This window comes from Poseidonocella pacifica (assembly GCF_900111875.1).
In the GTDB taxonomy this organism is placed as follows: Bacteria; Pseudomonadota; Alphaproteobacteria; order Rhodobacterales; family Rhodobacteraceae; genus Poseidonocella; species Poseidonocella pacifica.
In genome coordinates, this window is the sequence record NZ_FOJU01000001.1 from 842,290 (window position 1) to 868,742 (window position 26,453).

18 protein-coding genes are annotated in these 26,453 nt (G+C 63.0%); 9 read left to right on the forward strand and 9 right to left on the reverse strand.

Features of this window, described 5'->3' with window-relative positions; genetic code table 11:
* Window positions 1-101 precede the first annotated feature (101 nt).
* On the reverse strand, window positions 102-1,478 hold the full coding sequence (locus tag BM234_RS04050) for a DNA-packaging protein (RefSeq protein WP_092060830.1): 1,377 nt from the start codon (window positions 1,476-1,478) through the stop codon (window positions 102-104).
* A complete protein-coding gene (locus BM234_RS04055; RefSeq protein WP_092060832.1) occupies window positions 1,390-1,728 on the reverse strand; it encodes a hypothetical protein in 339 nt (112 codons plus the stop codon). Before BM234_RS04055 ends, BM234_RS04050 begins: the two co-directional genes overlap by 89 nt.
* 639 nt (window positions 1,729-2,367) lie before the next feature.
* On the opposite strand from BM234_RS04055, the gene BM234_RS04060 reads away from it, so the two are divergent.
* Entirely contained in the window at window positions 2,368-2,706 is a 339-nt protein-coding gene (locus BM234_RS04060) for a hypothetical protein (protein ID WP_092060834.1), read from the forward strand.
* A gap of 75 nt (window positions 2,707-2,781) precedes the next feature.
* Here BM234_RS04060 and lon read toward each other — a convergent pair whose 3' ends face one another.
* The 4 genes from lon to BM234_RS04080 all read right to left on the reverse strand — a co-directional run bounded on the left by lon (window position 2,782) and on the right by BM234_RS04080 (window position 8,568).
* A complete protein-coding gene (lon, locus tag BM234_RS04065) occupies window positions 2,782-5,190 on the reverse strand; it encodes an endopeptidase La (RefSeq protein ID WP_092061366.1) in 2,409 nt (802 codons plus the stop codon).
* A 283-nt stretch (window positions 5,191-5,473) separates the two neighbouring features.
* Window positions 5,474-6,568, reverse strand: coding sequence for an alkene reductase (locus BM234_RS04070; protein ID WP_092060836.1), 1,095 nt, complete (start codon window positions 6,566-6,568; stop codon window positions 5,474-5,476).
* A gap of 133 nt (window positions 6,569-6,701) precedes the next feature.
* A complete protein-coding gene (tgt, locus tag BM234_RS04075; protein ID WP_092060838.1) occupies window positions 6,702-7,832 on the reverse strand; it encodes a tRNA guanosine(34) transglycosylase Tgt in 1,131 nt (376 codons plus the stop codon).
* 124 nt (window positions 7,833-7,956) lie between these two features.
* Window positions 7,957-8,568: an outer membrane protein gene (locus BM234_RS04080; RefSeq protein ID WP_092060840.1), complete on the reverse strand. Its 612-nt coding sequence runs from the start codon at window positions 8,566-8,568 to the stop codon at window positions 7,957-7,959.
* A 311-nt stretch (window positions 8,569-8,879) separates the two neighbouring features.
* Here BM234_RS04080 and BM234_RS04085 point away from each other — a divergent pair, with 311 nt between their 5' ends.
* Both BM234_RS04085 and typA read left to right on the forward strand, forming a co-directional pair.
* Entirely contained in the window at window positions 8,880-9,212 is a 333-nt protein-coding gene (locus tag BM234_RS04085; RefSeq protein WP_092060842.1) for an SMR family transporter, read from the forward strand.
* Window positions 9,213-9,272: 60 nt separating this feature from the next.
* Window positions 9,273-11,093 (forward strand): translational GTPase TypA, encoded by a 1,821-nt coding sequence (typA, locus tag BM234_RS04090; protein ID WP_092060844.1) that lies wholly within the window; start codon window positions 9,273-9,275, stop codon window positions 11,091-11,093.
* A gap of 543 nt (window positions 11,094-11,636) precedes the next feature.
* On the opposite strand, the gene BM234_RS04095 is transcribed toward typA, so the two are convergent.
* The 3 genes from BM234_RS04095 to BM234_RS04105 form a co-directional block, all read right to left on the reverse strand.
* Window positions 11,637-13,928, reverse strand: coding sequence for a hybrid sensor histidine kinase/response regulator (locus BM234_RS04095; RefSeq protein ID WP_092060846.1), 2,292 nt, complete (start codon window positions 13,926-13,928; stop codon window positions 11,637-11,639).
* A 110-nt stretch (window positions 13,929-14,038) separates the two neighbouring features.
* A complete protein-coding gene (locus BM234_RS04100) occupies window positions 14,039-15,193 on the reverse strand; it encodes an RsmB/NOP family class I SAM-dependent RNA methyltransferase (protein ID WP_092060848.1) in 1,155 nt (384 codons plus the stop codon).
* A gap of 168 nt (window positions 15,194-15,361) precedes the next feature.
* Window positions 15,362-16,159: a sulfotransferase family protein gene (locus BM234_RS04105; protein WP_092060850.1), complete on the reverse strand. Its 798-nt coding sequence runs from the start codon at window positions 16,157-16,159 to the stop codon at window positions 15,362-15,364.
* A 332-nt stretch (window positions 16,160-16,491) separates the two neighbouring features.
* On the opposite strand from BM234_RS04105, the gene BM234_RS04110 reads away from it, so the two are divergent.
* From BM234_RS04110 to BM234_RS04135, 6 genes are all read left to right on the forward strand, one after another.
* The gene (locus BM234_RS04110; protein ID WP_092060852.1) at window positions 16,492-17,943 is read left to right on the forward strand and encodes an exopolysaccharide biosynthesis polyprenyl glycosylphosphotransferase; all 1,452 of its coding nucleotides are present in this window, start codon (window positions 16,492-16,494) and stop codon (window positions 17,941-17,943) included.
* Window positions 17,944-18,547: 604 nt separating this feature from the next.
* The gene (locus tag BM234_RS04115; protein WP_217645941.1) at window positions 18,548-20,155 is read left to right on the forward strand and encodes an eCIS core domain-containing protein; all 1,608 of its coding nucleotides are present in this window, start codon (window positions 18,548-18,550) and stop codon (window positions 20,153-20,155) included.
* 28 nt (window positions 20,156-20,183) lie between these two features.
* On the forward strand, window positions 20,184-22,112 hold the full coding sequence (locus BM234_RS04120) for an eCIS core domain-containing protein (RefSeq protein WP_092060854.1): 1,929 nt from the start codon (window positions 20,184-20,186) through the stop codon (window positions 22,110-22,112).
* A 166-nt stretch (window positions 22,113-22,278) separates the two neighbouring features.
* Window positions 22,279-23,151 carry an AfsR/SARP family transcriptional regulator gene (locus BM234_RS04125; protein ID WP_092060856.1) on the forward strand — a complete coding sequence of 291 codons (873 nt, stop codon included), beginning with the start codon at window positions 22,279-22,281 and terminating at the stop codon, window positions 23,149-23,151.
* Window positions 23,152-23,456: 305 nt separating this feature from the next.
* Window positions 23,457-25,907, forward strand: coding sequence for a phage tail sheath family protein (locus tag BM234_RS04130; protein ID WP_175501190.1), 2,451 nt, complete (start codon window positions 23,457-23,459; stop codon window positions 25,905-25,907).
* A gap of 10 nt (window positions 25,908-25,917) precedes the next feature.
* Entirely contained in the window at window positions 25,918-26,424 is a 507-nt protein-coding gene (locus tag BM234_RS04135) for a phage tail protein (RefSeq protein WP_092060860.1), read from the forward strand.
* Window positions 26,425-26,453: the final 29 nt, after the last annotated feature.

The following is a 26,453-nucleotide window of genomic DNA, read 5'->3' on the forward strand; positions in this document are numbered from 1 at the left end:
GCATTACACTGCGGCCGACGCCCACACGGGCATCGACGATCGGGGCGATCTGGCCCCGGCGAAATCGTTAATTGATAGATGTCTCCTTCGAGACAGGTGGCTCAGGCGCCCAAGGCCCGCATCCGCGGCCGCTGAAACTTTCCGGCTGGCACGATCATCAATTCAGACAATGCCCAGACAAGCGCATCCACCCTGTCGGGGCTGCCTTTGCCTTCAAAGCCTTGCGTCGTCATCTGGCACATCTGGTCCTCCAGCGAGGCCAGACCGCGAACGTGAAAGACCCGGCCCTGTTCGTAAAGGGCCGCGACCGGCTCCGCCCGGGCCGATTTGCCGCGCGTCGCACGCACTTGCGTGAACGGAACCATCGGATCAATCTGCCGGACAACGGTCTCGATGAGATCGCCGCCCTGGTTGACTTCGGCGACCAGTCTTGATGCCCCGAATTCCGCCATGGCCTCGATTGCTGCGCGCGCCCATCCCGTCGGGCCCGTGCCTTGTACGGTGCGGTCGGCCAACACATAGGCCTTCCAGTCTTTTGGCGCGCCGCTCGTCACTGTGCCCGCCACGATAATCCCGCATTCATCCGACCCGGCATGACCCGTAACCGGAGGATCAATCGCAACGATCACGCGGTCGAGTTTCGGAATATTCTCGACCCGGCTTTGCTCCAGCGCGGCCGAATTCCACAATGCTCCTTCTGCGTCGTCCAGCAATACGCCGTCCAGTTCCTGTCGTCCCAGACGCGTCCCTTCATAGCGGCGGCGTACCTCCTCCAGAAAGCTTTCGGCGAGGTATGCCGCATTGGCCTCTGTCGGTGCATGCGTGACCACGGTGCTATCGCGCTTCAGCAGGTCTTTCAGCACCCCCACGTTGCGCGGGGTCGTCGTCACGCAGACCTGAGGGTGATCCCCAAGCCGAAGCCCGAATTGGAGCATGTCCCAGGTGTCTTCCGCGCGCTTCCATTTCGCGAGTTCGTCGACCCACGCGGCATCAAACTGGGGCCCCCTCAGGGCTTCCGGATCATGCGCTGAGAAAACCTGTGCTATGGCCCCATTGGGCCACACCAATCGTTTCCGGCTTGCTTCCCAAACCGGCTTTCTGTCCGGCGGAGAGCAGGCAAGGATCCCGCTCTCCCCAAAGATCATCACTTCGCGGGTTTGATCGATCGTTTCGCCGATAATTGCCACCCGTCTGGCGCGACCATTGTCGAGGGGCCTGTCTCCCTCGACGATGGACCGCACCCATTCGGACCCGGCGCGCGTTTTCCCTGCGCCGCGGCCCCCCATGATCACCCATGTCTTCCACATCCCGTCGGGAGGAAGCTGATGGGGCAATGCCCAGAAATCAAAAAGGAAAGGGAGAGCCAGAAGCTCTCCCTCGGTCAGTTCGTCAAGAAACTCGCTTGCAGCACTTTCGGACACGGAGGCGATTAAGTCGGCACCCGATCGAAGATCGTGCGGCCCCGAGGTCGAGTGCATATCCGCCTTCAAGTCCGGCCTTCCGTTTCCGTTCTGCATCAATACGTTGCTCCAGCTCAATCGCCTTGAGGTAAGCCGTCCGGACCTCACTCAGGGTCTTGTTGGTTTCTTTGGTGACTTCGAAGTCTTTGTCCTTGAGAAACGACTGCGCGATCTTGAGCGTGTCCGCGAGATCGGTAATCGTTTCCATCAGTTCCTCGATGCGCTTCGCTTCAATCGTGGAACCTGTTTCTGCGGTAATGAGTGCCATCTGCTCGTATCCTCTTTTGGGATTTGTTTTATGGCCTCCAGTTCGAGCGAAACGAAAAAACGACCGCGGAGATCTCTCTCCGGGTCGCTTGCCCACTTCTTCCAGCTTGTCACAAGTTGTACTTTGGAGAGTGCGGTGGGTCAAGCCAAATCCGCCCGCCAAAATCGGCTAACCGTCCGCACCTATTAACAAAAACCTAATCTCTGCCACCAGAAGTATATAGTGTATGACCTCGGAAATCGCCGGATTTCACCACATGCGGGGGGTAGGAGTTTATCAACCACACCGCGCTCCATTACCAAAGGATTACCCCCGGCTCGAAAATCTACGTGGATGACGTCCGGCCGAAGCCACTTTGTCGGAGTTTGAAACCGGTCGAAGGCAACCAACTGCCGAATCGCGGCGCATTTTTGCGAATCACGCGTCCCAGCGATTCGAATCAAAAGACCCTCGGTTCAACTCGGCATCACCCCGGGGTGCTTCCATTGCGCATCCGCGGAAAGCTCGTCCAACGCTCTGACCCAACCATAGTGCCCGACACAGGCCGGTTCGTGATTTGCAAGCCTCGCGCGCAGTTGGCATAGTTCGCCCAGAGCAACAGGCCGCCACGAAAGCGCGCCGTACCATCGAGGCAGTGTGATGAAATATGTGATAGCAAGTGTCGCGGTTTTGGGCCTAGCCGCCTGTGGCGGTGGCCGCAGTTCAGCCCCGCAAGGCGGTACGCTGAGGGCGGAATCCGGCCCCGTCAGCCAGGCCTGCATGGCCTCTGACCGCAAGGCGCGCAGCGCGGGCCTGTGTGGGTGTATCCAAGCGGCGGCAAACCGTACTCTGAGCGCGGGCGATCAGCGCCGCGCCATCAGCTTCTACAAAGACCCCCATGAGGCGCAGGAAGTCCGCCAGTCGGACCGTTCAGGCGACCGAAGTTTCTGGCAGCGTTATTCGGACTACGCCGAGATGGCGACCGCCTTCTGCGGCTGAGATCCGCGCGGAAATGAAAAAACCCGGCGCCATCACAGCGCCGGGTTTTCCATTTATATAGGACTGGCCCAAGGCTCAGTGAGCGGTTGCCGCAGCCTTCTCGCTCGCTTTCGCAGCCGCTTGTGCCGCCGCGGCTTCCTCGGCCGCCTCATCCCACTCCACCGGCTCCGGCTTGCGTGTCAGCGCATGGGCCAGCACCTCGGAGACGTGGCTCACAGGGATCAGCTCCAGACCCTGCTTCACGTTGTCGGGGATCTCGGCGAGGTCCTTCTCGTTTTCCTGCGGGATCAGTACCGTCTTGATACCGCCGCGCAGAGCCGCGAGAAGTTTCTCCTTCAACCCGCCGATCGGCAGAGCGTTTCCGCGCAGCGTCACCTCACCGGTCATCGCAATGTCGCGCCGAACCGGAATACCAGTCAGGACCGAAACGATGGAGGTCACCATCGCCAACCCGGCAGAGGGGCCATCCTTAGGCGTCGCGCCCTCGGGCACGTGCACGTGGATGTCCCAGCCTTCGAAGCGGGGCGGCTTGACGCCAATTTCCGGCGCAATCGAACGGACATAGGAAGAGGCCGCGTCGATGGACTCCTTCATCACGTCGCCCAGCTTGCCGGTTGTCTTCATCCGGCCCTTGCCCGGAAGGCGCAGCGCTTCGATGTTGAGCAATTCGCCCCCGACCGAGGTATAGGCAAGCCCGGTGACGACACCGACCTGATCCTCATCCTCGGCAAGACCGAACTTGTGCTTCCGCACCCCGAGGTAATCCCCCAGATTGTCTGAATCGACCTTCAGCGTCACGGCCTCTTTCTTGACGATCTTGGTGACCGCCTTGCGCGCGATCTTGGCGATCTCACGCTCCAGATTCCGCACACCGGCTTCCCGCGTGTAATAGTGGATCACGTCGGTCAGCGCTTCATCGGTGATCTCAAGCTCCTTGGGCCGCAACCCGTGGTTCTTGAGCTGCTTGGCGATCAGGTGACGCCGCGCAATCTCACGCTTTTCGTCCTCGGTGTAGCCGGCCAGCGGGATGATCTCCATCCGGTCCAGAAGCGGCCCGGGCATGTTGTAGGAGTTCGCCGTGGTCAGGAACATCACGTTGCTCAGGTCGTATTCCACCTCGAGATAGTGGTCCACGAAGCTTCCGTTCTGTTCCGGGTCGAGCACCTCAAGCATCGCGGAGGCCGGATCCCCACGGAAATCCTGACCCATCTTGTCGATCTCGTCGAGCAGGATGAGCGGGTTCGTAGTCTTGGCCTTTTTCAGCGCCTGAATGATCTTGCCCGGCATGGAGCCGATATAGGTCCGCCGGTGTCCGCGGATCTCGCTCTCGTCGCGCACGCCGCCGAGAGAGATGCGGATAAACTCGCGCCCCGTGGCCCGTGCAACCGACTTCCCGAGGGAGGTCTTGCCCACGCCCGGAGGCCCCACGAGGCACATGATCGGCCCCTTGAGTTTCTTTGAGCGCTGCTGCACCGCGAGATACTCCACGATGCGTTCCTTGACCTTGTCCAGACCATAGTGATCCGCATCAAGCACGGCCTGCGCCTTGCCCAGATCCTTTTTCACGCGGGACTTGGTGTTCCACGGGATCGACAGCATCCAGTCGAGATAGTTCCGCACCACGGTGGCTTCGGCGCTCATCGGGCTCATGTTGCGCAGCTTCTTGAGTTCGGCATCCGCCTTCTCGCGGGCCTCCTTCGACAGCTTCGCCGCCTCGATCTTGTCTTCGAGTTCCGCGAGTTCGCCCTCGCCCTCTTCGCCGTCGCCAAGCTCCTTCTGAATGGCCTTCATCTGCTCATTCAGATAATACTCGCGCTGCGTCCGCTCCATCTGGGTCTTCACGCGCGTCTTGATCTTCTTCTCGACCTGCAGAACGGACATTTCCCCCTGCATCAGGCCATAGACCTTCTCAAGGCGTTCGCTCACGCTCAGCGTCTCCAGAAGCTCCTGCTTCTGATCGACCTCGATCCCAAGGTGTCCGGCAACAAGGTCGGCGAGCTTTGCGGGCTCATGGCTTTCGGCCACGGCGGCAAGCGCTTCCTCGGGGACATTCTTCTTGATCTTGGCATAGCGCTCGAATTCGTCCGCGACGGTGCGCACCAGCGCCTCGATCGTGGCCTGATCACCGGGCATCTCGCTCAGCGGCTCACACGCGGCCTCGAAAAAGGCCTCGTTCTCGACGAAATCGGTAATCAATACGCGCCGTTGCCCCTCGACCAGCACCTTCACAGTGCCATCGGGAAGTTTCAGCAATTGCAGGACATTGGCGAGCACGCCGGTGCGATAGATCCCGTCGATATCGGGATCGTCAACGGCGGCATCCGTCTGGCTCGACAACAAGATTTCCTTGTTGTCCTGCATGACCTCTTCCAGCGCCCGCACGGATTTGTCGCGCCCCACGAAAAGTGGCACGATCATGTGCGGGAATACGACGATGTCCCGCAGCGGAAGGACCGGATAGGTTTGGTTCACATGCTCTTGCATCACGTTTCCTTTATTGGGCGAAGCGCCACATCCCGCACCTGCGGCAATGTCGGCACCTCCCTTTCGGAGATCAAAGGTGGGACCGGGAAGGGACTTTTTCAACCCGGGGCGCTGCGCCATCCGCGTCCGAGAATGCCTCTCCTGTCTTCGAGGAGCAAGCGGCTTTCGCCCCAGCGACCGTCCGTTCTGGCGCGATACCCTCGGGGTGATCCTACGAGGGCGAAAGTTTAGGAAGGGTCAAGGCGCGCCCGAGCAGTGACGCGCCCTGAAGCGGCAAAGCCGTTTATTCGGCGGCTTCAGCCAGTTTCGGATAATCAGTGAACCCTTCGGCGCCACCGCCGTAGAAGGTGCTCTGATCCGCCTCGTTGAGCGGCGCGTTGCGCTTCAGGCGCTCCACCAGATCGGGGTTGGAGATGAAGGGCCGACCAAAGGCGACCACATCGACCTTGCCGCTCTCTGCCGCATCAATCGCCATGTCGCGGTCATAGCCATTGTTGCCCATCCACGGGCCGGAATAGATCTTGCGCAGCGCATCAAGGCTTTCGCCCTCGGACAGATCACGCGGACCGCCCGTCGCGCCTTCGATCACGTGCAGATATGAAAGACCGTAGCCGTTGAGCCGCTCGACCACATATTCGAAGTCCGCTTGCGGGTCTTCGTCAGTAATCCCGTTCGCCGGCGAGAATGGCGAGAGCCGCAGCCCGGTGCGCCCGGCCCCGATTTCCTTGGTGACAACGTCCAGCACCTCAAAGAGGAACCGCGCGCGGTTCTCAAGGCTCCCGCCCCAATCGTCGGTCCGCTGGTTTGCGCCGGTCTTGAGAAACTGGTCGATCAGATAGCCGTTCGCGCCATGGACTTCGACGCCGTCGAACCCGGCCTTGATGGCGAAGGCAGCGGCCTTGCGATAATCCTCAATCGTGTCGCGGATCTCATCCTCGGTCATGGCGTGGGGCGTGGACGTGTCCACGAACCCGTCATGGGTAAAGGTCTGGACCCCTGCGTTAATGGCGGATGGCGCGGCGGGGCTACCACCGCCGGGTTGCAGGTCCGTGTGGCTGATCCGGCCGACGTGCCAAAGCTGCACCACGATCTTGCCGCCACGGGCATGAACTTCATCCGTGACCTTCTTCCACGCCGCAGCCTGCGCTTCGGTATGGATACCGGGGGTCTGGATATAGCCCTTGCCGACGGGATTGATCTGCGTCGCCTCGGTCACGATAAGCCCGGCGGAGGCGCGCTGTGCGTAGTACTCAACATGCAGGTCATTCACCTCACCGGTGACATCATCGGCGCGGTTGCGGGTCAGCGGGGCCATCGCGATACGGTTTGCGAGCGCAATGTCGCCAAGCTCGATGGGGGTAAAGAGTTTCTCTGTCATGGTGTCTCCTGTTCGCGTGCCGGGATTCCGGCGTTGATCAGGAGGTGACCTAGGCGCTGCGTCACACCAAGCAACAGATGCGCGTCACACGATTAATTGAGAGCCGACGACCCCTTTGCGGGGAACCCCACCATCAAAGCTGTGGAATGTCGCCATCGGCCCGCTGGCTATGGAATTCCGCCTCAAACTGGGCAAAGCGACCATCGGCAATCGCCGCGCGCATACCCGCCATGAGATCCTGGAAATAGTGCAGGTTGTGCCACGTCAGCAGCATCCCGGAGATCATCTCGCCCGCCCTGAAGACATGGTGCAGGTAGGCGCGGGAATACCCCCGACAGGCCGGACAGCCGCACGCCTCGTCCAGCGGGCGCGGATCGTCGGAATGGCGGGCATTCTTGATGTTGACGACCCCATGCCGGGTAAAGACCTGTCCGGTGCGTCCGGAACGGGAGGGCAGCACGCAATCCATCATGTCGATGCCGCGCTTCACGGCCCCCACGATGTCATCAGGCTTGCCCACGCCCATGAGATAACGCGGCTTGTCCTCGGGGAGCATGTCGGGCGCGAAATCGAGGGTGGAGAACATCGCTTCCTGCCCCTCGCCCACGGCGAGCCCGCCAACGGCATATCCGTCAAAGCCGATCTCTCGCAGCGCCTTGGCGCTTTCCTCGCGGAAATCCTGCTCCAGCCCGCCTTGCTGTATCCCGAACAGCATGTGGCCCGGACGATCCCCGAACGCCTCACGAGAGCGTGCAGCCCACCGCATCGACAGTTGCATAGAGGATGCGATCCGGTCGCGGTCGGCGGGAAGCGCCGGGCATTCGTCAAAGGCCATCACGATGTCGGAGCCCAAAAGCCGCTGCACCTCCATAGAGCTTTCCGGGGTCAGCTCGTGGCGCGATCCGTCGATATGGGAGCGGAACGTCACGCCCTTTTCCGTCAACTTGCGCAACTCCGCCAGCGACATGACCTGAAACCCGCCGGAGTCGGTCAGGATGGGCCGATCCCAGTTCATGAACCTGTGCAGACCGCCCAGACGATGGATCCGCTCCGCACCGGGGCGCAGCATGAGGTGATAGGTATTGCCCAGCAGGATGTCGGCCCCCGTGGCGCGCACGCTTTCGGGCATCATCGCCTTGACCGTCGCCGTAGTGCCCACCGGCATGAAAGCGGGTGTGCGAATATCCCCCCTCGGGGTGGAGATTACCCCTGTGCGGGCCTTGCCGTCCTGCCCTGTACGTTCGAATGTGCAGCCTTGCGCCATGGTCGTCCTCATCGCTGATCGCGGGGGTGTAGCGCCAAGCGCCCCGGGGACACAAGCGGGGACAAAAAAGAAGGGCGCGCCAAATGGCACGCCCTCCCGGTCATCACGTCGCGTGGTGCGGCGATCAGAACTTGTAGGAAGCGCGGAGCGAGAAGGTGGTTGCGTCCGCGTCGACGTCAACATCGTCGAGGTCGTTGAAGTCGTGCTTCAGGACTTCGCCGCCGACGAGGATGCTGTCGGTAGCCATGTAGGAAACGCCGGCACCGTAGAAGGAACCTGTCTGCGTGTCGTCAAGGCCGGCAGCCGTGTCGTCGAGGCGCATTTGAGCAGCACCTGCTGTTGCGTAGATCAGCGCAGGGCCGGCATCGTAACCAGCTTTCAGCTTGGCGCGCGCGATGCTCTCGATGGTGCCGGCGGAAGCGCCGTCTTCAAGATCCGCGTCTGCGGAATCCCAATCCAGTTCGCCGCCGACGACGAAGTTGCCGAGGTCATAGTTGTAACCGGCGTGGATACCATAGGTTTCGCTGTCGCCTTCGAAGTCGGTGTCGTCGATTTCGGCGTTCAGGGTACCAATCTGGCCACCAGCATAAAAGCCGGTCCAGTCGGTGGATGCGATTACGGGTGCTGCGGGCTGCATCGGCACGGGCTCAACCTGCGGCTCGGCAAGGCTGCCGGCGAATGCAGGGGCGGCAAGCGCGGTGGTGGCAAGCGCGAGGGCAATCGAAAACTTTTTCATTGTACTGCTGTCCTTCATTTTCTTGGACGTCTCTGTCGTTAGCCGGGTATTGCCGGCCCGGCACTGACATAGGGAAGCAATTCAACTCGTCCAGAGGGCCAAAGGCAGGTTTCACGAATTCGTGCGCGGCGGGCCCTCTTGGCGCGCGGGGTTTCGCGCAAACTGCGCCGGTCGCACGCGGCTTCCTGCCGCCACCCTCCGCATTTGTTTCCACCCTGCAACAGTCCGAGAGATTTGCCCGCGCGCCCGCGCCAAGTGCCCGCCGGGGGCTTACCTTCACACCGTCACCATCAACCTCCCCGGGGGGCGTCATGAATCCCTATCTTCTCCTCGCGGCCGCCGTTGTGGCCGAAACCATCGGCACGAGCGCGCTTCAGGCGAGCCAGCAGTTCTCCCGGTTCTGGCCATCGGCTCTGGTGGTCGTGGCCTATGGCATCGCCTTCTATCTTCTGGGCCTCACGCTGCGCTCGATCCCGGTCGGAATTGCCTATGCGCTCTGGTCCGGGTTCGGCATTTTATGTATCGCGCTTATCGGGCTGATCGTCTTTGGCCAGCGACTTGATTGGCCCGCGCTCGTCGGGATGGCGCTGATTGTCGCCGGAATCGCCGTTATTCAGCTCTTTTCCGCTACGTCCACGCATTAGGGGTGGCCAAGCGCGGCTGCGCCTACTATGCCGCGCGCAAAGAGATAAAGGCCCCCGAAAATGGATTTGAGAAATATCGCGATCATCGCGCACGTCGACCATGGGAAAACCACCCTTGTTGACGAACTGCTGAAACAGTCCGGAGCATTCCGGGAAAATCAGGCCGTCGCCGAACGCGCGATGGACAGCAACGACCTTGAACGCGAACGCGGGATCACCATCCTCGCCAAGGCAACGAGCGTCGAATACAAGACAACCCGCATCAATATCGTCGACACCCCCGGCCACGCCGACTTTGGTGGCGAGGTGGAGCGCATCCTGTCCATGGTGGATGGGGTCGTGCTTCTGGTGGATGCGGCCGAAGGGCCGATGCCCCAGACCAAGTTCGTGACCTCCAAGGCCCTGGCCCTTGGCCTGCGCCCGATCGTGGTGCTCAACAAGGTCGACAAGCCCGACGCGGAACCCGACCGCGCGCTTGACGAATGCTTCGACCTGTTTGCCAACCTCGGCGCGGACGAAGATCAGCTTGATTTCCCCCATCTCTACGCCTCGGGCCGCTCCGGCTGGGCCGATGCCGAGCTTGACGGCCCGCGCAAGGATCTCTCCGCGCTGTTCCAACTCGTGGTGAACCACGTGCCCGCGCCCAAGCAGATCAAGCGCCAGAACGAAGATTTCAGCATGCTGGCGACCACGCTCGGCGCAGATCCGTTTCTGGGTCGCATCCTGACAGGCCGGGTCGAGAGCGGCCGCCTCAAGGTTGGCGCCACGGTGCAGGCCTTGTCGCGCCACGGCGAGAAGATCGAACAGTTCCGCGTCGCCAAGATCCGCGCTTTCCGCGGTCTGGGCCAGCAGGATATCGAAGAAGCGCTGGCCGGTGACATCGTTTCCATTTCCGGCATGTCAAAGGCCACCGTGGCCGACACGATCTGTGCCCTCGCGGTCGAGGATCCCCTGCCCGCCCAGCCGATCGATCCGCCCACCATCACTGTCACCTTCGGCATCAACGACAGCCCGCTGGCTGGCCGCGACGGCAAGAAGGTGCAATCGCGCGTGATCCGTGACCGGCTCATGAAAGAAGCCGAAAGCAACGTTGCCATCCGCATCACCGACACCCCCGGCGGCGAGGCCTTTGAGGTCGCGGGACGGGGCGAACTTCAGATGGGCGTCCTGATCGAGAACATGCGCCGCGAAGGGTTCGAATTGTCGATCTCTCGCCCGCAGGTGCTTATGCGGGAAATCGACGGTGTCCAGCAGGAGCCGATCGAAGAAGTCACCATCGACGTGGATGATGAATATTCCGGCGCGGTCATCGAAAAGATCACCGGCACCCGCAAGGGCGATCTGGCGGAGATGAAACCCGCCGGAGCCGGCAAGACCCGGATCGTGGCGCTTGTGCCGTCGCGCGGCCTCATCGGGTATCACGGCGAATTCCTGACCGACACGCGCGGCACGGGTGTTCTCAACCGCGTGTTTCACGGCTGGGCACCGCACAAGGGGCCAATCCCGGGCCGCCGTGCAGGTGTGCTGATCTCCATGGAAGATGGCGAAGCGGTGGCCTACGCCCTGTGGAACCTTGAGGATCGCGGCAAGATGTTCGTGGCACCGCAAGCCAAGATCTATCAAGGCATGATCATCGGCGAGCATTCGCGCGAGAACGACCTTGAGGTGAACCCGCTGAAGGGCAAGAAGCTTACCAACGTTCGCGCGTCGGGCACCGATGATGCGGTCCGTCTGACCCCGCACATCCAGCTGAGCCTCGAAGAAGCGATCGCCTATATCAACGATGACGAGTTGGTGGAGGTCACGCCCAACGTGATCCGTCTGCGCAAGCGCCATCTCGACCCGCATGAGCGCAAGCGCGCCTCGCGCGGCTCCAACTAAGTCGCTGCTGCGGGGGGACCTTCCCCCCCGCAGCGCCATTCGCCGCGGTTGAGCATCGGCCTCCCGCGTCTGTGATCCCCCCACACCTGAATGATCGTATCCGTGTGCCCCTGCGGGCGAAACACATCTATCGGTGTGCGGCGCTCTGAGGGCAAAACGCGGTTGCACCGCATCAAAGCGCGGTGCCGTGATTTACTCTGGGGTGGACGTGGTTTCCGGCAGCCAAAGCTCGACACTCCGTAATGCCCCTAAAGGCGGTCTGCGGTGCCCGATGATCGGCCAAATGCCCAAGGTTTATGCAGGTTTTACCCGTACTTAACCGTGATCCAAGATCCGGATTTCCCGAGGGTAAGGTTTTCCGGACTGGGGTTCGGCGGGTTAGAAATGTCATAACGGTTACAGGACGACGTCATCCTGTTTTCAGTAACGAGTACCCGATTTTGGCCACGTGGCCGCTGTTCCATCGCGACGGTTTTGCGGTGGTATGTTAAGCGCGTATCAGGTTGACGCCTGCACAGACACCGGGTTTGTGCAGGCGTTTTTCTATTTGTCCTTCAGCTGCTTCTGCACCGTCTCTGTCAGATCGGTCAGCGAGAAGGGCTTGGGCAGGAACACCGAATTCTCGACGTTCTCCTTATCATCGGCAAAGGCATCTTCGGCATAGCCGGACATGAAGACCACCTTGACATGGGGCCGCTCCAGCAGGGCCTTGCGCACCCATGTTGGCCCGTCGAGCCCCGGCATGATGACATCGGTCACAAAGATATCGACCTCAAGATCGGGGTCTTCCAACCGCTCCAGCGCCTCTTCTGCTGAAGCCGCTTCATAGACGGTATAGCCGCGCAGGCGCAGCGCGCGGGAGGCAAAGGCCCGAACGGGGGCTTCGTCCTCCACCAGCATCACGACGCCTTCTACCTGACTGGCCGGTTCCGCGGCGGGCTTTTGCGGGATCACGACCGGAGCCTCCTTGGCGGCGGCATCCACAGCGGGGAAGATGAGTGTAAAGCAGGTGCCGACGCCCACGGTACTGTCGACAAAGATATACCCGCCCGTCTGCTTGACGATCCCGTAAGCCGTGGAAAGGCCAAGGCCGGTGCCTTCGCCCGTGCGCTTGGAGGTATAAAACGGCTCAAACACTTTCTGGAGCTTGTCGGCTGGAATACCGATCCCCTCGTCGGTCACTTTTACGGTCACATAATCACCGGGGGGCAGAACGGCCCGATCCCGATGAAACGGTTTGTCAAAGGACAGAACTTCGGTCTCCACAAGAATACGGCCGCCATCAGGCATCGCATCGCGCGCATTGACCACGAGGTTCATCAGCACCTGTTCAAGCTGTCGCTTGTCGGCACGGATCGGTTTCAGGACCGGATCATGCAACAACGAGAAGGTCACACGCTCACCCACCAGACGGTTGAGCAGATGCGTGAGATCAGCCAGCGTATCGCGGAGATCGACAAGCTCGGGGCTCATCGTCTGCTTGCGCGAGAATGCCAGAAGCTGCCCCACCAGCGCGGCGGCGCGGTTGGTGTTCTGGTTGATCTGGACGAGATCCCCATATTCGGGATCACCCTGATCATGACGCAGCAGCAACAGGTCGCAATGGCCGGAAATCGCGGTCAGCAGGTTGTTGAAATCATGGGCCACGCCGCCGGCGAGTTGGCCGATGGCTTGCATCTTCTGGCTCTGGACGAACTGCGCTTCGAGCGTCTTGAGTTCGGTGGCGTCGTGCAGAACCGCAATGACGCAAGGCGCGGCCTCGTCGCTCACGCGTTTCAACGTGACCTGAACGAAGCGTTCCTTCTTGCCGTTGGTGACCCGCAGAAATTCGGTGTTGGATGTGGCGCGTTCCTCGACCACTTCGCGCAGCCAATCCATCATGGGGCGGCCCAGCCCCTCCATCAAACCGCTCAGCTTGGTGCCGACGGCGACCTCGTCTTCGAGCAACTCACGCGCAAGGCGGTTGGATTGCATCACCCGGCCATCTGACGACATCTTGAGCAAGGGCACCGGCAACTTGTCGAAGGCACCCCATTCTCGGGTCGCCGCGACGCGCACATCCGGGACGAGGAAGATATCACGGCGTCCGCCGGCATGGGGGTATTCCGCCGTCAAAAGCGCGACGGGGCCATCCTTTGTCTGGACCTCGTTCATCGCGCCGGAGACGACCTCATGGGCGAAAACCTTGCTGAGATCGCGAACCTGCTCCCCGAGCAAGACACGCATCGGCTCATTCATCAAAAGGATCGTGCCCGATGGGCCAACCGTCATCATCGGCAAGGCCGCACCCTCACCCGCGGGGCCGCTCGGCGCGCCGCGCTGGACCAGACGCCAGATGATCCCGCCGCGCCGCGCAGCATGGGCCGTAATGTAGACGATCCCCTTGCGCGTCACGACCTCGTCGCGACCGGCACCGGCGCGGTTGACGTGTTCCCGCAGGCGCGTGATCACCGGATCGGGATTGGCGATAAAGGGTTGCAACGCGGCATGTACCGTCCGGGGCCTTCTGGCGGCGCTCTGGGAGGCGGTGGTATTCCAATAAAGCACCTCGCCCGCCACGTCCGACAGAACGCTGAACACGGGATCGCGCGCCAGCGCAGCCTCGACATGGCCGGTATCGCTCGACCGTCCGCGCAGGAGGTTGCGCAACATCGCGCTCTGACCGATGGTGATGGCAAGGCCGGTGGCAAGACCGGTCAAAAGGCCCAGCAGGATGATTTCCATTGTCAGGTGTTCCCGCACCACGAACATCGCTACGACAAGCGCAACGACGATAGCGGCGATGCCAACCCACGTTCGCCGCGCAGTTGTGCCTTCGATCTGATCCACCGACATATCCGACACCTGTGCTCGCCCTCCATCAGAGTGTTCAGGGGATTAGCACAGTTGTCGGTTAATGGTGGGTTAATGATACTTGCCGAATTGTTGCAATCGGCAGATTCCCGTCATTTGCCCAATAAATGCAGGAAAAAACCGTCCCCCTCGGGGCCGGGCAGGAAACGATGCGTGCCGAGGTCGCGCAACGCCGGATGCCGCTCCCGAAAGCGGGCAACGACGGCCTCGTTCTCATCGCGCAGCACCGAACAGGTGATATAGGCCAGCGTTCCGCCCTCCGCGACCAGCGGTAGTGCGTCGTCCAGAATCTGTTCCTGCACCGTGTTGAGCGCGGCAAGCCCATCCGGGTCCAGCCGCCATTTTCCGTCCGGCGCGCGCCGCCATGATCCGCTTCCCGAACATGGCACATCGCAGAGCACCAGATCATAGGGGGCCTTTTCCGCGGGATCATCAAGACAGGGGATCGACACCCCGGCGCGCGTGGCCCGTGGGGGGAGGTCCTTCATCCGGGCCGGATCGGCATCATGGGCAAAGACCCGTGCGCCGCGCGCAGCAAGGGCCAGCCCCTTTCCACCGCCACCCGCACAGAAATCGAGCGCGGTTTGCCCCGGTTCTATCGGCAAGAGATCGCAAATGGCCTGACTGGCCGCATCCTGCAACTCGACAAACCCATCGGCATAGCTCGGGCCATTGGCCAGCTTGCGCGCGCCGTCCCCAAGACGAAGAGCGGTGGGAGAGAGCGACGCGGGGGCAGCTTCGATACCCTCCTCGGCGAGCTGCACGATGGCCTCTTCTCGCGTGATGCGCACCAGATTGACCCGTGCAAATACCGGCGCACGATCGCGCAGCGCTTCGATCACGGGGCCAAAGTCCTCCCCGAGGGAGGATTGCATCGGATCGAAAAGCCAATCGGGAAGGTCGGCGGCAACGGCCGGGGGCATCGCGCCCTCATTGGCCGCGCCCTCGCCGTCGGACAGCGGCGCGGGGGAATGGCCGTCACCGGTAAAGACCTCCTCGAGCGGCAGGCCCAACTGACGGCAAAGCCCGATCATGATGCCGCGCCCGGTGCCCGCCCCGCCGAGCCATGCAAGCGAACGACGGTTCCTCAGCCCGTGATAGACATGGTCGCGCACGGCAATGCGATCCTTCGACCCGGCAAATCGGCTGCGCCGCGACCACGCCGTCAGCGCGCGTTCCGCTGGGGTCCCGTCAAACACCTCGTCGAGAATATCCGCCGCCGCCGCGAACCGGGCCGCCGGGGTCATCGACGCGCCCCTTGGAGGAGTGCTCGTCTCTCAGCCTGCACCTTGATCATCATCTCTTCACCCCTCGCCTGCCCGTCGCAAAACCCAAGCCTGCCCCCTAGCGCATATGTCTCTGCGCCGAAAGCGGGCACGGGCGTCTTTTCGAAATGAGAGAGGCTCGTCCAGCGATCAGAGCATCCCGTCTACCGGCTTGGTCGTGAGGGTCTCGCCATCCCACTCATAGCCATACTGCAAAAGTACCTCGTGGGAGAGACCATAGATCCGGCTGAGCATCTCCGGCGCCAGGCTCTTGTACTTCTCAACGGATCCACGATGGATCGGCCGCCAGAGCTTGATGCTGCCATGCCCGACCATGCCTTCGGGATAATTCTCATGAGAGCGCATCACGGCATCATCCCATTCCAGCCCCAGATGGGCCACGATACGGCCCAGATAATCCTCCGGAGAGGCCACGAAATCCTCATAGCGGACAAAGGGCAGACCATCGCGGCGGTCGTGCAAGAGCTTGCGATTGTAAAGCGAGAGAAATCCGTCCGGCGCGCTGGCGTTTTCAATCGCCGGCGTCATCAGGGGGTCGATCCCCCGCACCCAGCGAAGCTCCTGCGTCCTTTGACGCAGTTGTTGGTCGGGGGTCGGAGTCGCGCGCGAGGCGCTCGCAACCAGGGCGAAGGGGTTCCGGACGAGTGTGAACCCGTTGCGCGGAAAGCGATGCACCCATGTCGCATTTTTCACCACAATGACCGAGCGCTCGTTCAGTGTGCGATGCGCGAGCAGTGGATGGTCGCCTTCGATTTCCGTTTCAGTCCTGCGCATCATGTGCCGAAACAGGGCCAAATCCTCAGGGGTGTCGGGCCTCTCGATCTGATGCACCACCTCGATATCGGGGTGGGCATTCAGGCAACGCTGTAGCAGTGTCTCTCCGGACCGCGAGAAACTGGCCATGTGAAAAATCTTGTGAGCGGTCATTGCTTTCCTCCTGGGCGCGTTGGGAGTGGTAAAGACAACCGGCTGAAGTCTCAACAGGGTCTCGGCACCGGTGCGTGCAGATCCCGCGCGGTGTTGCAAATGCCTACCTTCTTTCGCCGCTTGGGGTGTCAGACGCCCGTGAATCAAGCCCGTGGCGGCACCGCTCTTGCGACAAATCCCCGTGACGGGCCTTAACCATTTACCCGGTGTTTACGTCCAAGGGGTCAGAACAGGCGCAGCAACCGCCCGGTCAATCCCCTTTGGCATCAGATCTATTCCCCCGGGCGCAGCCGACCAATGGGCCACCCCTATTCGAATGGAACGCTTGTCGCATGAATGATCTCGCCGAAACGCCTCAAGTCCCCCTTAGCGAAGCTGCTGAACTCGTCCTCGGCGATTTGCGGCAGCCATCGCTTGCTCAGATCTGGATTACCTGCGTCGCGGTGATGATCGACATTCCGATCCTCGGGCTGGCCTTCTGGTTCGCGCAATATGCGGCCCTTCCGGCGCTGGAGTTCTCCCCGCTTGCAGCAGGGGCCGTTGCGCTGGTGGCTGCTGTTACCGCCGCGACCGGCCTGACCATCACCTCCAGCTATGCCTCCCGTATCCTGCGCAGTCCCCTGCGCAGCTTGCCCCGGCTCGCGGTCGCGGTCGCCTTTCCGGCGGTGTTCATGAGCCTGCTGCTGCCCACATCCGCGCCTGCGTTCCTGTTCTCCGCCATGATCGCGCTTGCCTGCGCGGCGCTTCCGCTGCGGCTGGGCAGCGCTGCGATGTTGAACTGGATCTTCAACATGCGCCTGCTGGATCGCCGCGCGGTCATTGCCGGGGGCGGCGAACACGCCCTTTCGCTCATTCGCGGCCTGCGCAAGCTTCCGGACAATGACGTACGGGTTTACGGCATTTTCGATGACCGGGACGACATACGCTCCCCCACACAGGTGCTCGGGGTGCCCAAGCTGGGCGGTTACACCGATCTGCTGACCTTTGCCCGCAGCTCCGAAATTGACATGGTGATCGTTGCCCTTCCGCTAAAGGCAGAGCGCCGGATCATCTGGCTGCTGGATGCCTTGCGCGTGCTGCCGGTTGAGGTGCGTCTTTCGGCCTTCAGCGAGGATTTCTCCTTTGCCAAGCCCGAGCAATCCCCGCTGATCTCAGCCATCCAACACAATTTCGCCGCCGAATGTCGCCTTACCAAACGGCTTTTCGACATCTTCTTTGCCTCTATCGCGCTGATCCCCGCCTTGCCGATCATGCTCGGCGCGGCCATTGCCATCCGGCTCGACAGCAAGGGACCGATCTTCTTTCACCAGCGGCGGCACGGCTATAGCGACCGGACCATCGAAATCTTGAAATTCCGGTCCATGTATCACGACAGCGCCGACCCGAACGCGCGCAATGTGGTCACGCGGGGCGATCCCCGCGTCACCCGCGTCGGGCGTATCCTGCGCCGCACCTCGATCGACGAATTACCGCAGCTTTTCAACGTTTTGCGGGGTGATCTGTCACTGGTTGGCCCGCGCCCGCACGCCATCAACGCGGTGTCCAGCCAGAAGGAACGCTTCACGCGGATCGTGGATGGATATTCCGCGCGCCACCGCTTGCCCCCCGGTATCACCGGATGGGCCCAGATCAACGGCTGGCGCGGGGAGATCGACGACCCGGAAAAACTGCGCGCCCGGTTCGAGCATGACCTCTATTATATCGAGAACTGGTCAATCTGGCTCGACCTGAAGATCCTGTTTCGGACCCCGCTCAGCCTGCTTGACGGTCGGTCGGCCTACTAGGCCGCCTATCTTGTCCCGGATGTGAAAACGAGGGCCAAAGGGCCCCCGTCAATCCGCCTGATCTCTGCTTGGATCAGCCCAAGCGATAGTTCGGGGATTCCTGCGTGATCGTCACGTCATGCACACGGGGATCTTTCGACGGCTACGCATTCTTTTCAATGAATTTATCCAAACGCGGCAACAGCTTGCTTCAGCCGATCAACTTCCGAGATAGGTCTACACTCGTGAATTGCTGGATGAAAGACCGTCTAGGCGAGACATAGGGAGGCCCGTCGCCGGCAGAGGCCCCTGACCTTCTGCTGAATCAGGACAAGCTCGCGGGTGTTGCCACGAAAGTGGACCGTGCACTGCCAGCAGTTTCCCACATTCGGTATTTTCATCGGAACTCGTCGACCCCTGTCATGTCATCTGCTCCACCTCTTGCGGGGTCAGCGCGCCTTCAGGCGTGGTTGCCCAGAGGTGGCTGTGGGGCGGCGGCGCAGGCCTGACGTTCCAACCGCCGCCTGGGGGGCCAATCAGGGCCGACACAACGAAAGATTGACTGACGGCAGGTGCAGGATCATCCTGAGGGGTGCAGAACTTCACCTGAGTCGTGGTGGAAAACATGCAGATGCTCAGCGACCACAAGCCCGGGACCGCCCGCCGTGGCTCCGCCCCGATGCGGAGCGCGCAGACGCAAGGCGCGCCCGCCCGGCCTGCGCCAGTGTCCCAGGGACGCTGTGCCTGCGGTGGCGGCTGCCCCGCCTGTCAGGGCAACGCACTGACCGCCGCCGAGACCGCCGCGCATCGCGAACCCCGGCGTGGTGGCGCCCTGCCCGCGCCGGTCCGCGACACCGCAGGCGAACCCGGCCGACCGCTGGAGGCCGGTCCGCGTGCATTGTTCGAAGCGCGGCATGGCCGCGACCTCGGGCACCTGCGCGTGCACAACGATGGTCCCGCCGCGGCTTCGGCTGCAGCGGTTGGCGCGCGGGCCTGGTCTTCGGGGATGCATATCGCCTTTGCCGAAGGGGCCTACCGACCCGATACGCCCGCTGGTCAGTCGTTGTTGGCGCACGAGATCGCCCACACCACCGAAGGACCGACCGGCGCGCCGGGGTTGAGGAAGGATGACGCCCCCGCCGATACGCCGATCGCCGCCAACGCCATGGTCGGGCTGCCCGCGGGCAGCGAAATCGTTATTACTCATTCCATGAACGAAACGATACTCAATATCGTCAGGTCCCAGGCGCCTGAAGTGGCTGGCGCGCTGAGCGCCGTAAGTGACAAGCGCGCCACCGTGGTGACGGCAGACGCCTCCACGGTCGAGATCCGCTTTGCCGCGCCGGCCACTCTGCCCGGCAGCGGCGGTCAAGCGGCCACAACGATCCGCGATCTGACCCTGCGCCTGGCCCGGACCGATGCCGGCACCTTCGATTTCGAGATTTCCGGCCAGATCGGCGAGGATGCGCGGACTCTCCACGTCGAACGCGGCCTGTCGGTAGAGGCGCGCGACGGCGCATTCGTTCTGTCAGAGGGCAGCTCACCGCACCTGCGGCTGACCCCGGCGGGATCGGCGACCGGACAGGCGCAAATCGAGGCGTTCACCGCACCCTATCTTGCGGGCCAGCCAGCCTTGGTGCGCAGCTTCGCGCCGGAAACCGTTGGCTTAAGACTTGAAGGCTTGGCGCCAGCTTCCGAAGGCACCGGGGATGTGGAACAGGCCGCGCAACGAGCGATCAACCGGGCCGCATCACAGCGGCGGGCGCCAAGGTCGACCTTCACGCTGGGCGGCGGTATCGCAGGCCGGTTCGCCGGACAATCCGTCAGCCCGATGATCGCGGCCACCTACCGCTATGCCTTTACTCCGACCGAACTGGGCAGCCTCGTGCAGGTCCCGCTGCAATTCGACCTGATGTACGTGCCGACGACGTCGGTGATTGGCGCTCTGTCCTCGGGCATCGGCGGTTCGCTGTCGTCGCTGGACGTGCCGATCAATGTCCGGCTGACCGGCGGGCTGGGCGCTGGCAGCATCGACGCCGGCCCCGATCCGGCCGCACCGGATGGCGGACGATTGCGCGATACGGTGCTGGGTCCGACGATCGGACTGGGCATTGGCTACGAAAGCGGCTGGTTCCGGATCGAGGTGCGCGGCGACGTGTTGTTCAACTTGCTGCCAGGACCGGCGCCGACAGTGCTGCCGACCGGTACGCTGGGACTTGGCGGGTCTTTCTGACGCGCGGACCTGAGTGAAAGGAGATGCGATGTTGAAGGCCCCGGCGATTGCGAAAAGCGGCTCAATCCGCCGCACCGCGCCACGGGCCGCATCCCGTCAAACCGGTCGACTGCCCTCGGCGTCCATGCCAATGCGTTGTCCCTGTGGCGGCGGTTGTCCGACCTGCGCCGCACCGACGAACCAGGAGTCGCTGGAACGCGGCGCGCGGCGTTTCGGGCAGCTATTTGCCCGGAGCAGTGACGCGCCTTCTGACCAATTGACGCCGCCGTCGCACCCCGCGCCGCGGCGGGCCGTGTCAGCAGACGCGCCCGATCATGTTCACGCCGTTGTGGCCGAGGGGGGACGGCCGCTCGACGCGCGGATCCGGACAAAGGCGGAGCCGCTGCTCGGCACCGATCTGGGCGCGGTGCGGGTGCACACCGGACCCGCGGCGGCGCAAAGCGCGCGCACGTTGCGGGCCCGGGCGTATGCCACCGGGGCCGATATCGTGTTCGCCAATGGGGCCTGGCAGCCAGACACCGCCCCCGGACGCGCGCTGATCGGCCATGAACTCGCTCATACCGTGCAGCAGACCGAATCCGGTACCCCGGCCCTGCAACGTGACGAGGATCCCAATGCCGAGACGCCAGAAGCCTATTCGTTGCCAGCGGGCCTGACGCTCTTTCCGGGCGCGACGCGGCTGATGAACATCGCGGGCTTCCCGCTGCGGCTGCCCGGTGCGCTGCGGCTGACCAATGCGCTTGGCCTCGGACCCGGCCCCAGTTTCGCATTGGACGTGGCTCCGGACGCGCTGGTGCTGGCAATGTTGCAGCGGATCGACCTTGCAAGCTCGCCCACCGCGGGGGCCGCGCCGGGCCATCTTGACGACCCTAACCAGCAATCGCGCATCTCCCTGGTGCGGCCCATCCTGCGGCTCGATACAGCGACCGGGCGGATTGTCGGCACCGCGACGTTGCAGGTGCCGACCGGCTATCCGCTGAACATTCGCGCACCCACCGAACTCGATGTACGTATCGAGTCCACCGAGCTTGGCCAATTCACCGGCCGTATCGCACTCGGCCCGCTGCACGCCGACATGAACGTGCGGCTTCATTACGATGTCGACCGGCTGAGCCGCGCCGCAGCCCCCGCCTTTGCCCCGCGCGGCGGGCTGGAGGCATTTCGCAACCGGATCAACGGCATCCTGCTCGACACCGTGCCGGGGATCAGCCTGAGCAGCCTGCAGGACACGCTTCGCGGTTTCCTGCGGTCGGTAAACGACGGCACCCTGCCGGCGGCGGATTTCGCGGGCCGCGTGATCGGGCTGATCGCCGAGAGCCTGCCGGCCGATCTCGACACCGCGGCACTGGGCAGGGCCCTCTCCAGTCTGGCCCAAGAGCTTTCGCACCCGGGTTTTTCTCTATCCGGCTCGCTGGGGTTGGACCTGCCGTTCGGGCTCAACCTGCCGCTGTCCACGTACAGTGCCGAGGCGCCCACGACCGTGCCGCTCGACCGGCCCCTGCCCGGCGCGCAGGCGCCGTTCCCGCTGACCACGCAAGCCGGCGGCGTCATCATCGCCCCGCCCGGTGCGATCACCGACATCGCCGTGCCGGCCTTGGGCTACGCCTATTCGTCATATGACGGGGAAAGCGGGACGTCGCTGACCGCGGCCGCGCTGCCGAGCCTTTCGCCCACCGCGATCAGCACGCCCGGCACCAACTTTGCGGAACAGTTTCCTGTCTATGTCTTTGCCGAATTCACCCACGTCCACCGGTTTGGCGACGTCGTCGATGCCGGGGTGCGGCTGACCGTGCAGTTCTCCACGCCGGATCTCGCCGGGCGCACCAGCTCTGATACAGAGGATATCAACGCGCGGGTTCAGCAGCAAATTCAGCAGGTTCAGGCCGCGTCGCGTCCCGGCGCGACCGACACGCCGGCGGTGCCCAATATTGGGCTGACACTGTTCGGCAATTTTTGACCGGTCCCGGCCTCGCCTGAAGCCCAACCCTTCCCAGAACGCGGCATGACGTATACACTCAATACGTGTAGCGCATTGCATCAGATTCCATTGATCCCAGAGCAAAGACGCCGCCGACGGCGTCAATTGCAATCCGAGGTTGTATTTCCAGAACGGAGCGGTTTCCATGTTACGCCGGTTTTCGCAAGAGTCGTTTGATGTAGCGCCGCTTGAAATCCGGTTATTTGGAGAGCTTCAGCTGGCCCGTTCCGGAGTGGCCCCAGTTGCCTTCCCCACGCGCAAGGCGCGGTCGATACTCGGGTTTCTGGCGCTGGAAAGGCACAAGCCCCATTTCCGTGACAAGCTGGCCGAGTGGTTCTGGCCCGAGGCCGCCCCGGGACAATCCCGCGCCGCGCTGCGCACAGAGCTGTGGCGCATCCGCCTGACGCTGGCCCGCTTCGGCGTCAACCCTCGCCACTACCTGGACGCCGGGCAGGACACGATCCGTTTCCGCGCCCTCGCGCCGCTCTTGATGGATGTCGAACTGTTCGAAACGGCGGTGGACCATCCCGGCCATGAGGCCGACGTGCTGGCGCTATACCGCGCCGACCTTCTGGAGGGCGAATACGGCGACTGGTGCCGCTACCCGCGCGACAGCTTGCGGGCGCGGTTCGTCGACGCGTTGGAGCGCATGATGGACACGGCGATGGCGGGCGGCGATTTTCGCGCCGCGGTCGCTCTGGGCATGCGGCTGCTGGGCCTTGATCCGCTTGCCGAACACGTTCATCGCAATTTGATGACCTGCCACGCGGCCCGGGGCAATCGACCGGCGGCACTGCGCCAATACGCCGCCTGCGCGTCGCTGCTTGAGCACGAGCTGAATGTCGAGCCGATGTCCGAAACCCGCGCCTTGTTCGACGCGATCCGCGGACCTGGCGGCAGCGCGCACGACGACCAACGCGACGGCGACGTCGACGCCGCGCTGCAGTTGGCCCGGACTGCACTGACCGAGGCGACGCGGCGTCTCGACCGCGCGATCCGCGACGGCTGCACGCCGTAGGTCTCGGCCGTCTTCCTCGAGATCGTACCCACCCTGATCCGAAAATCGTCGATACCGCGCCGAAACATAGCGTCTCGCTGGACCTTGCGACAATCTTGTGACGCCTTCGCGACGCTTCAGAGCCGCGCCGGGCGTCTGCTGGAATTCAGCGGTCTGCGGTATCCCGTCACGGGCGCCTGCGCCGCCAAGGGGCGCGTGCATGAGCCGCGTCTCGCACGTCCGCAGCGGCCCTTGCCAGGACAATCACCGCCAGACCCGCTGGCATGACCGTCCGCATGGGTCAACGCAGCCATGGAGGAAGCCAAATGGTGCAGGTAAGCTATCCGGGTGTCTATATCCAGGAGGTGCCGAGCGGAGTGCGCACGATCACCGGTGTATCCACGTCGGTCGGTGCATTTCTGGGCCGGGCATCCAAGGGTCCGATCGACCAGGCTGTGCGGCTGTTCAGCATCGCCGATTTCAATCGCGCCTTCGGCGTCCCCCATCCCGCCAGCGATCTGGCTGAGTCCGTGAAGCTGTTTTTCAACAACGGCGGGACCGATTGCTACGTGATCCGCATCGCCCGCAATGCCGCACCCGCCGAGGTGACCCTGGAAAACCTCGAAGGCAACAACGTGCTGACTGCACAGGCCAAGGCCAGCGGCACTTTCGGCAATACCATCCGGCTGACGGTGGATTTCCGCACCGCGAACCCGGACGAGACCTTCAACCTGATGGTGGTGCTCGAGGAAGGCGGAGTCGCGGTGCAGACCGAAGCCTTCACCGGGCTCAGCATGGACCCGACCTCGCCGCGCTTCGCACCGCTTTTCGTCACTGGTTCGTCCGGATTGATCGATCTTGATCTGCACGCCAACACCAATGCCGGCGGCGGCGACGACCTGACCGTAGCGGCCAACAGCTTCGACGGTTTCTCGCAGTCCCGTCGACCTCTGGGCGCAATTGCCAGCGTGCGCACGATCCTCGATGACCTCATCAACCCGGCCGCGCCGACTGCGCCGCGCAGCCGCTTCGAAATCAGCGTCGACGGCGGCGCCTACGTGCCGGTGGATCTGGCCCCATGGTCCAGCGCCGAAATCGGCGCGGCAACTATCGGACAGGTCCGCGACCATATCGAACAGCGCATCAACGCCGCGCTCGACACGGTGTCTCCGGTGGCCAATGTCGACGTGTCCACGTCATCGCCCGCCGGGTTGGCAAACCTGCTGACCATCACCAGCGACGGTGTGGGCAGCGCCCGCAGCGCTGTGCGAATCCGCCGCGCGCCCGACCGAGACATTGCAGAACCGCTGATGCTGGGCGTCGATCAGGGCGGGATCGAGCCGGTCCGGCGCAGCGAATTCCGACCGGCCCCCAATGCCAGTCTGCTCCGGGTCGGCGACCCCGCCACCGGCGGATCGGTGGCCACCCTGAATGCGTTGGCGGCATTGGCGACAGGCCAGATGGCCTCGATCACGATCAACGGAGTGCAGGTCGATCTCAACATCGCACCAAACAATATTGTCACCACCGGAAACAACGCCGATCCCTTTCTGGTCAGTGCACCCGGCTTCAGCGCGCTTACCGGCGAGAACGATGGTGTGCGAGAAAAACTGCGGATCATCGCAAATGCCATCACCAACGACAGCGACCTGCCGTACCGGGCCGAGCTGTGGGGCTACGCGCTGGCCATCCTCGCCACCGGTGGCACGGTCAATGAACAGCCCACCGACATCGACACCGCCCCCGGCGCCTTTTCCGCAGCGACCGGCGAATTCATCCTGAACACCCGGCAGTATACGCTGGGTGGCGGCGGCTCCAGTGCGTTTTCAAGCGGCATCGACGGCGATGATGGCATAGCGCCGGACGTCGCGGCGTTCGAAGGCAATGGCGTCGACCAGACCGGGATGCACGCGCTCGACACCGTCGACATCTTCAACATGTTCATGGTTCCGGGCGACGAGGCGCTCGACGACACCGCGATGCGTACGCTTTATGGCCGCGCGGCGCCGTATTGCCAGAGCCGCCGCGCCTTTCTGGTGGTCGATCCGCCTCAGGCCTGGACCAACGGCACCACCGGGCTGGCCGACGTGGTGCAGGATCCGTCGATGATCTCGACCCTGCGCGGCGCCCTGGGCAGCGCCAAGGACCATGCCGCGGTGTTCTATCCTCGGCTGCACATCCGTGTGAACGGGCTGACCCGCACGATTGGCGCGAGCGGCGCGATTGCCGGACTGATGGCGCGCACCGATGCCAATCGCGGCGTGTGGAAGGCACCAGCCGGGATAGACGCCGGGCTCAACACCGTCTCGGGCCTGAACGTGATACTGACAGATGCCCAGAACGGCGTGCTGAACAAGCAGGGCGTGAACAGCATCCGGGTGCTGCCCAACGGCAGCATCATCAACTGGGGCGCACGCACGCTCGATGGCGACGACGACGCCGGCAGCGAATGGAAATACGTGCCGATCCGCCGGTTTGCGCTTTTCTTGGAGGAATCGCTCTATCGCGGGACGCGATGGGCGGTGTTCGAGCCGAACGACGAACCGCTCTGGGCCAACCTGCGGCTCAACATCAACGCCTTCATGACCTCGTTGTTCCGGCAGCAGGCGTTTCAGGGCAGCAGCCCGCAAGAGGCGTTTTACGTGCGCTGCGACAAGACCACCACAACCCAGGACGACCGCAACAAGGGCATCGTAAACATCGAGGTGGGCTTTGCCCCGCTGAAGCCCGCCGAATTCGTGGTCATCAAGATCCAGCAGATTGCTGGCGAGCTTTGAGGAGACGATCATGGGCACCGGTTTCAAGGTCAACGCGCACCGCTTCGACCCGTACAAGAACTTCAAGTTCCAGATCGAGCTGGACAATCGGGTGGTGGCCGGCATCAGCAAGGTCGGCGCGCTCAAACGGTCGACCGAGGTGGTCAAGCACCGCAGCGGCGGCGAAAATTCGCTGGATCGCAAGTCGCCGGGGCGAACGACCTATGAGGCGATCATGCTGGAACGTGGCCTGACCCACGATCCCGAGTTCGAAGGCTGGGCCAACCGGGTACACCACTACGGCGGCGATACGCTAATGGATCTCGACGGCTACAAGCGGGAAATCACGCTGGTGCTGATGAACGAGCGGAGCCAGCCGGTCTACCGGTATTTCATCCACAATTGCTGGGTCAGCGAATTCACCGCCATCGCCGATCTCGACGCGAACGCGAACGCGGTGCTGATCGAATCGATCAAACTCGAAAATGAAGGGTGGGAGCGCGATTCCGGCACCACGGAACCCGACGAAACGGCCTGACCCGGCCCCACCGCCCGCCAGACAGAGGC